Source organism: Paraburkholderia sp. UCT2, assembly GCF_014397665.1.
GTDB lineage: Bacteria > Pseudomonadota > Gammaproteobacteria > Burkholderiales > Burkholderiaceae > Paraburkholderia > Paraburkholderia tuberum.
This window is the reverse complement of record NZ_VZQO01000121.1, coordinates 1-1,976: the sequence shown is the minus strand read 5'-3', so window position 1 is coordinate 1,976 and position 1,976 is coordinate 1. Positions and strand designations below refer to the sequence as shown.

Below are 1,976 nucleotides of genomic sequence, written 5' to 3'. Positions count from 1 at the left end.
CCATCAACACCTCCGCCAGCTTGCGCCGCCCACGCGCGAGCCGCGACATCACCGTACCGATCGGCACATCGGCCACCACCGCGATCTCCCGATATCCCATCTCCTCGAACTCGCGCAAGATCAGCACCTCGCGATACTCGACCGGCAAACGCGCCAACGCGTCGTGTACCTGGCGTGCATCCTCGTCGCGGATCAGCAGCGTCTGCGGATCGTCGCCGCCCGCGCTCCAGCCGTCGAGGGTCGCGTCGTCCATCGTTTCGTCGAATTCGAGCATGTCGTGCGACGGCGCGCGCCGGCGCCATTCCGTGTACCAGGTGCGGCGCACGATCGCGAGCAGCCACGGCCGCGCAGAGTCGCCGCGAAACGTATCGAAGAAGCGGAACGCGCGCATGAACGCTTCCTGCACGACGTCCTCGGCATCGTTCGGATTGCCGCACAGCCAGCGCGCGAGGTTGTACGCGGCGTCGAGATGCGGCAACGCCAGCTGCTGGAAGCGGCGGCTTTTCGCTGCATCGGCATCGGCGTCTGAATCGGTCTGGACCACGTGGGCCCCTCCAAGGGCATGGCGGCTGCGTCGTGCGGGTCGCTGTTGCGCGTCCCCGTGGTGTCGTTCCTGACGTGTCTTTCACAGCAGAACTGGCCATAGACCGAGTTTATTCCCGACTCAGGCGAGCATTCGCAAGAAAGACCGCGATCGCCTGCGCGCCCCGCTCGCCAGCTAGTACGATGGCCGGTTCCAGTAGTCGTCGCTCGCGTACACGTCTTTCAGATAGTCGATGAAATAGCGCACGCGCGCCGGCACGAAGCGCTGCTGCGGATAGACCGCAAGAATGTCGTAATCGGGCAGCGCATAATCGTCGAGCACGGTTTCCAGCTCGCCGCGCGCGAGCTGCCGCTGGATTTCCCACGTCGAACGCCAGCCGAGTCCGAGCCCCTCCGAGACCCAGCGATGCAGCAGTTCGCCATCGTTGCAGTCGAGCGAGCCGCCCACCCGCACAGTCGCGAGCTTGCCGTTGCGGCGGAAATACCAGCCGCGGTTCTGCCCGCCTTGCAGATTGAACGCGAGACAGTTGTGGGCCGGCAGATCCTCGAGCGTCTTCGGCTTGCCGTGACGGCGAAAATAGTCGGGCGTACCGCACACCACGCGGCGGTTCGACGCGAGCTTCACCGCGACGAAGTTCGGATCGACCGCGCCGCCGATGCGGATCGACAGATCGTAGCCCTCGCGCACCAGATCGACGACCCGGTCGGTCAGATTGAACGACATTTGCAACTCGGGTTTGTCGCGCAGAAATGCAGGCGCGAGCGGCGCGACGTGCTTACGCCCGAACGCGGCGGGCGCCGACACGATCAGATGGCCATTCACCGCGCGGCGCCCCGCGCTCAGTTCGTTTTCCGCCTGATCCCATTCGCTGAGAAGCCCGCGGCAGCGTTCGAGAAACGCGGCGCCGTCCTCGCTGACGACGAGCCGCCGTGTTGTGCGATACATCAGCTTCACGCCGAGGCGCTTCTCGAGCGCATCGATGCGCCGCCCGAGAATCACCGGCGACACGCCTTCCTCAAGCGCCGCCGCCGCGAGACTGCCCGCATCGGCGACCCGCACGAAGGTTTCGATCTGTTTGAAGCGGTCCATGTTCGTCTCCCACCTGTCTCTTGCCGGGCTGATGCCGGCCGTGCGCCGGGCTTCACGTCATTCCATACTTTTTGTTTCGGAATAAGCGACCCGGACTGATCTTATCAAACCTTTGGCGCAGGCCTACAGTGTCCCTCAACCGACGTAATTCCCGACCTTGAGGAGACATTCATGGCCAAAATGAGAGCCGTCGACGCCGCCGTTCTGGTGCTCGAAAAAGAAGGCATCGATACCGCGTTCGGCGTGCCGGGCGCCGCGATCAACCCGTTCTACTCGGCGATGCGCAAAGCCGGCGGCATCAGCCACGTGCTCGCGCGCCATGTCGAGGGCGCATCGCACATGG

At 64.6% G+C, this 1,976-nt stretch carries 3 protein-coding genes; 1 reads left to right on the top strand and 2 read right to left on the bottom strand.

Features of this window, described 5'->3' with window-relative positions:
• Both F6X39_RS35985 and F6X39_RS35980 read right to left on the bottom strand, forming a co-directional pair.
• The coding region (locus F6X39_RS35985) for an RNA polymerase sigma factor (RefSeq protein ID WP_187620134.1) at positions 1-544 on the bottom strand (544 nt) is incomplete at its 3' end.
• 174 nt (positions 545-718) lie between these two features.
• Positions 719-1,633, bottom strand: a complete 915-nt coding sequence (locus F6X39_RS35980) for a substrate binding domain-containing protein (RefSeq protein ID WP_184029161.1) — start codon at positions 1,631-1,633, stop codon at positions 719-721.
• 171 nt (positions 1,634-1,804) lie between these two features.
• On the opposite strand from F6X39_RS35980, the gene F6X39_RS35975 reads away from it, so the two are divergent.
• Positions 1,805-1,976, top strand: a 172-nt coding sequence (locus F6X39_RS35975; protein ID WP_187620133.1) for a thiamine pyrophosphate-binding protein, incomplete at its 3' end; no start/stop codon positions are given.

What these genes read in the sequence shown, in the direction of transcription:
- F6X39_RS35980 (WP_184029161.1), bottom strand. Translation starts at nt 1,633, where the DNA reads ATGGACCGCTTCAAACAGATCGAAACCTTCGTGCGGGTCGCCGATGCG.